Source organism: Plantibacter sp. CFBP 13570, assembly GCF_014841395.1.
Taxonomy (GTDB): domain Bacteria; phylum Actinomycetota; class Actinomycetes; order Actinomycetales; family Microbacteriaceae; genus Plantibacter; species Plantibacter auratus.
Map to the genome: position 1 here is coordinate 1 of NZ_JACYTW010000117.1, position 5010 is coordinate 5010.

The window sequence follows — 5010 nt, forward strand, 5'->3', positions numbered from 1 at the left end:
GAACACGGGGCGCTCGCGGACGAAGCGGACCGGAGCGGTCGTCCCGACCTCGGGGCCGACCACGACGACACGGCCGCCGGCCGCCCGCGCAGCATCGATCGCGAGCTGGAGGAGCGTCCGGCCGTCGCGGAGCAACGACGCCTTCGCGACGCCGCCGAGGCGGGAGGACCGCCCTCCCGCGAGGATGATCGCGTCGACGGACATGGCACCAGCCTAGGCCGCGATCCAACCCCCGAGGCGGCTGCGGATCCGGTGAGGCACCTTGCCCTCGTCCGATGGTGGTGATAGCCATGAGCCATGACTCGCATCACGGCGCGCAGACGCGTCACCCGCATCACGGTGGGACAGCCCGCGCGCACCCGCGAGGACGTCCTCGCCGTCGAGGAGCCGCTCGAGATCCGCGTCGGTGGTCGTTCGCTCGCCATCACGATGCGGACGCCCGGCCATGACGTCGACCTCGCGATCGGCTTCCTCGTCTCCGAGGGCGTCATCGGTCGGGGTGACGACGTCCGGACCGCACGGTACTGCGCCGGCGCGACGGACGAGGGCGTCAACACGTACAACGTGCTCGACGTCGCCCTGTCCCCCGGCGTCCCCGCCCCCGATCCGAGCCTGGAACGGAACTTCTTCACCACCAGCTCGTGCGGCCTCTGCGGCAAGGCGAGCATCGACGCCGTCCGGACGAGCTCGCGCTACTCCGTCGCGGACGACGACTTCCGCCTCGACCCGGTACTCCTCGTGACCTTCCCCGACCGCCTCCGGGCACAGCAGGCGGTCTTCGAACGCACCGGCGGCCTGCACGCGGCCGGCCTGTTCGACGCCCGCACCGGCGAGATGCTCGTCCTCCGCGAGGACGTCGGCCGGCACAACGCCGTCGACAAGGTCGTCGGATGGGCGGCGAAGGAGGGGTTGCTCCCGCTCCGCTCCATGGTCCTGATGGTGTCGGGGCGCGCGAGTTTCGAGCTCACACAGAAGGCCTCGATGGCCGGCATCCCGATGCTCGCCGCCGTCTCCGCTCCGTCCTCGCTCGCCGCCGAACTCGCCACCGAACTCGGGATGACGCTCGTCGGCTTCCTCCGCGGCGACTCGATGGTCGTCTACAGCGGAGCGCATCGCCTTGCCGACCCGGCCGAAGGCTCGGCGCCAGCAGCACTCCAGACCGGAGCGAACGCATGAGCGCCGAACCGCCCGTCGAGGACGTCACGGACGCCGACATCGAGGTCACCCACCCGAAGCACGTCGCCGTCGGCCTGCCCGGCATCCTGCACTCCATGGAGCCCGCCCTCCGGCAGCTCGGGCCGAAGCGGACCGCGGAGCTCTTCACGTCGATCAACCAGCGCGGCGGCTTCGACTGCATGAGCTGCGCCTGGCCTGACCCGGACGACCGCAAGAAGCTCGAGTTCTGCGAGAACGGCGCGAAGGCCGTCATCTGGGAGGCGACGCCGGTCGTCATCCCGAGCGCTTTCTGGGCCGAACACTCGCTCACCGATCTCGCCGACAAGTCGGAGTACTGGCTCGGCATGCAGGGTCGACTGTCGGAGCCCGTCTACAAGCCGGCCGGTTCGGACCACTACCGGCCGGTGAGCTGGGATGAGGCGTTCGCCATCGTCGGCGATCAGCTGCGTGGGCAGGCGTCCCCTGATGAAGCCGTCTTCTACACGAGCGGCCGCGCGTCGAACGAGGCGGCCTTCGTCTATCAGCTCTTCGTGCGCGCCTTCGGGACCAACAACCTCCCCGACTGTTCGAACATGTGCCACGAGTCCACCGGCACGGCGCTCGGCGAGGTCATCGGCGTCGGGAAGTCGACCATCCGGTACGAGGACTTCGAGCAGGCCGACCTCATCATCGTCATGGGCCAGAACCCGGGCACGAACCATCCGCGCATGCTCACGGCGCTCGAGGACGCGAAGCAGGCGGGCGCGACGATCGTCTCGGTGAATCCGCTCCCCGAGGCGGCGCTCGAGCGGTACAAGAATCCGCAGACGGTCCGCGGCATGGTCGGGCGCGGCACGGTCATCTCCGACCAGTTCCTGCAGATCCGGCTCGGCGGCGACATGGCGCTGCTGCAGGCGGTCTCGAAGCGGGTCCTGGAGGCCGAGGCGGCAGCTCCGGGGACGATCCTCGACCACGCGTTCCTCGCCGAGCACTGCCTCGGACTCGAGGAGCTCACGGCCCACCTGGCCGACCTCGACGAGGCGGCCGTGCTCGAGGCGACCGGCCTCACGAGCGAGCAGATCGACGAACTCGCCGAGCGCTACATCGCGTCGAACGCGACGATCGTCACCTGGGCGATGGGTCTGACCCAGCACAAGGCGGCGGTCAACGGGATCAAGGAGATCATCAACCTGCTCCTCCTCCGCGGGAACATCGGCAAGCCTGGCGCCGGGGCATCGCCGATCCGCGGGCACAGCAACGTGCAGGGCGACCGGACGATGGGTATCTGGGAGCAGATGCCCGAGTCCTTCCTCGCCGCCATGGAGCGCGAGTTCGCGGTCCCGATGCCGCGGGAGCACGGGGTCGACGCGGTGAACGCGATCCGAGCGATGCGGCGGGGCGAGGTCCGCACCTGGATCTCGCTCGGCGGCAACTTCGTCGCGGCGATCTCCGACACCGCCGCCGCCGAGGCCGCGATCCGCGGAACGCAGCTGTCCGTCCAGATCTCGACGAAGCTCAACCGCTCGCACGCGGTCACGGGCGAGGCGGCGATCATCCTGCCGACCCTCGGGCGCACCGAGATCGACCTGCAGGCGAGCGGACCGCAGATGGTCAGCGTCGAGGACTCGGTGTGCGCGGTCCACGCCTCGCACGGCCGCATCCCGCCGGCAGCGCCCGGTCTGCTCTCCGAGGTCGCGATCATCACGCGCCTCGCGCGTGCGACGCTCGGTGAGGACTCGGGCATCGCCTGGCAGGCGTTCGAGGACGACTACGACACGATCCGCGAACACATCGGACGGGTCGTGCCGGGCTGCGAGGGGTACAACGAGCAGATCCGCCGCGAGGACGGCTTCGTCCTGCCGAACGGACCGCGGGACTCCCGCACGTTCACGAACCCCGAGGGGCGCGCCCTGCTGACGGTCAACGAGCTCGAACCGATCCACTGCCCGCCCGGTCGGCTGCTCCTGCAGACCCTGCGCTCGCACGACCAGTTCAACACGACGATCTACAGCCTGAACGACCGGTACCGCGGCATCAAGAAGGGCCGGAACGTCGTCTTCGTCAACCCGGACGACCTCCGCGACCTCGGCCTGGAGGACGGGCAGACGGTGGACGTCTTCAGCGAGTGGGCCGGGCAGCCGGATCGGGAACTCCGCGGCTTCCGCGTCGTCTCCTACCCGACCGCTCGTGGATGTGCCGCGGCGTACTTCCCCGAGGCGAACGTCCTCGTCCCGCTCGATTCGACGGCCGACCGGAGCAACACCCCGGTCTCGAAGGCGATCGTCGTGCGATTGCAGCCGGCCGCCTGACACCCGGAGCGACGTCGGCCCGGGCGATGGTCTGAGCGGTTCATTCGTACGCGCGGAGGAGCTGCCAGCGTCCGCGCGCGGCGTCGAGTCGGATGTCGAAGACGAAGGACCGGCCGTCTGCAGCGGTCGCTTGGAACCGCCAGGCGGGCGTCGCCGCGGGCGGATGGGTGACGAACGAGACGTTCGGCTCGAGCGGGGTCGGGGTGTCGGTGACGAGGTACCGGGCTCCATCCCAGAACAGTCGCTCCGGCACGCCTGCCGGCGTCGTCCAGACCGCGATCTCGGTGCTCGTGATCAACATGCGTGGCCTCCCGTCGTTCGAACATACGTTCGATAGAGAGTGAGCCTAACCCGACATCCGACGACACGCCAGCCCGGATCGGCCGGGGATTCAGTCTCCCGGCGTGTCGGCGAGGAACCGCTTGATGTCCTCGCCCATCACCGTCGCCTCGGTGTGGTGCAGGTAGTGGCCGCCGTCGAGTCGGACGAGTTCACTCCGGTCGACTCCGGCGAGCTGCTCCTCGTGAAGGGGCACCCAGTCGGAGAGTTCCGGGTCGTCGCCGACGACGAACATGAGGATCGGCAGGTCGGCCGGGAACGACTGCGACCGGGCCGCCTGGAAGTTGCCGGGCGTGTGGGCGATCTCGTCGAGCAGCGTCGGCGACATCGCATTGCGGTTCGTCAGGATCGCGAGTTGGCGCTTCGTGGCGGCGTCGTACGGGAGGCCCTCGTACGGGTCGGGCGCGATGGCGGTGAGGAGGCGGAGGATGCCGAGCGCCTGCAGCGTCTCGACGCCATCGGTCGGCGTCGGCTCGTCGCTTCCGGGCTGGGTCGGGACGCTCGTGTCGATCCCGATGAACGCCGTCACCTCGGCGCGGAACCGCTCCAGATACTCGAGGGCGTAGATGCCGGCGATCGAGTGTCCGGCGAGGACGTAGCGGTCGATGCCGAGGTGCTGCAGGGCGGCGTGCACCTCTCCGGCGATGTTGGCCGAGGTCCGGGGCACGTCCGTCTGATCACTGAGGCCGTAGCCGAACGGCTCGACGACCACCACCCGGTACTGGTCGCGGAGCTCGTCGACGAGCGGCTCGAAGTCGAGGCCGGGTGCCGCGGTGCCCTGCCCGGGCAGCAGGACGATCGTCTCGGCGCCGGAACCACTGATGACGACGTTCATGTCCTTGCCGTCGACGTCGACCAACTGCCCGTAGGGCTGCAGTTCGCTCGCTTCCGACGAACTCGCGACGGCGTTCACGATGCTCGTCGTCGCGAGGCCCGCCGCGACGAGGCCGGCGATCGTGGCGATCGAGATCAGTGGAACCTTCAGGAGCTTGCGCATCGTCACCCATCGTGAGGAGTCGGCGGCGGGCGGTCGCACCGCGCCGATTCCATACTCACGGAGCGAGCGCATCGCCACATCCGCCGCTGGGCGAAGACGTGCCCGACATAGCTACGCAGTTGTACGCAAGCGGAGCCCGGCTCCGTCGTCGGTTCGCCTACTCGGCGGGCGGCGGGCTCTGCGGCTGCGTCGGCTGCTGCGACTCCGTCG

The 5010-nt window shown here is 69.6% G+C and carries 5 protein-coding genes; 2 read left to right on the forward strand and 3 right to left on the reverse strand.

The annotated features are described in order from the left end of the window. A partial coding sequence (mobA, locus tag IFT89_RS19590) for a molybdenum cofactor guanylyltransferase (protein WP_202939811.1) occupies window positions 1-204 on the reverse strand: 204 nt, incomplete at its 3' end. Between the two features lie 93 nt (window positions 205-297). Between mobA and fdhD the strand changes: the two genes are divergently transcribed. Together fdhD and IFT89_RS19600 are read left to right on the forward strand one after the other, a co-directional pair. Further along, window positions 298-1176, forward strand: a complete 879-nt coding sequence (gene fdhD / locus IFT89_RS19595) for a formate dehydrogenase accessory sulfurtransferase FdhD (RefSeq protein WP_202939812.1) — start codon at window positions 298-300, stop codon at window positions 1174-1176. Next, a complete protein-coding gene (locus IFT89_RS19600; protein ID WP_202939813.1) occupies window positions 1173-3464 on the forward strand; it encodes an FdhF/YdeP family oxidoreductase in 2292 nt (763 codons plus the stop codon). The genes fdhD and IFT89_RS19600 overlap by 4 nt, the downstream gene beginning before the upstream one ends. 40 nt (window positions 3465-3504) lie before the next feature. Here the strand turns inward: IFT89_RS19600 and IFT89_RS19605 are convergent, their stop codons facing one another. Both IFT89_RS19605 and IFT89_RS19610 read right to left on the reverse strand, forming a co-directional pair. Next, window positions 3505-3765: a hypothetical protein gene (locus IFT89_RS19605; protein ID WP_064295852.1), complete on the reverse strand. Its 261-nt coding sequence runs from the start codon at window positions 3763-3765 to the stop codon at window positions 3505-3507. A gap of 90 nt (window positions 3766-3855) precedes the next feature. Continuing rightward, complete coding sequence (locus IFT89_RS19610) at window positions 3856-4800, reverse strand: alpha/beta fold hydrolase (RefSeq protein WP_202939814.1); 945 nt, start codon at window positions 4798-4800, stop codon at window positions 3856-3858. Window positions 4801-5010: the final 210 nt, after the last annotated feature.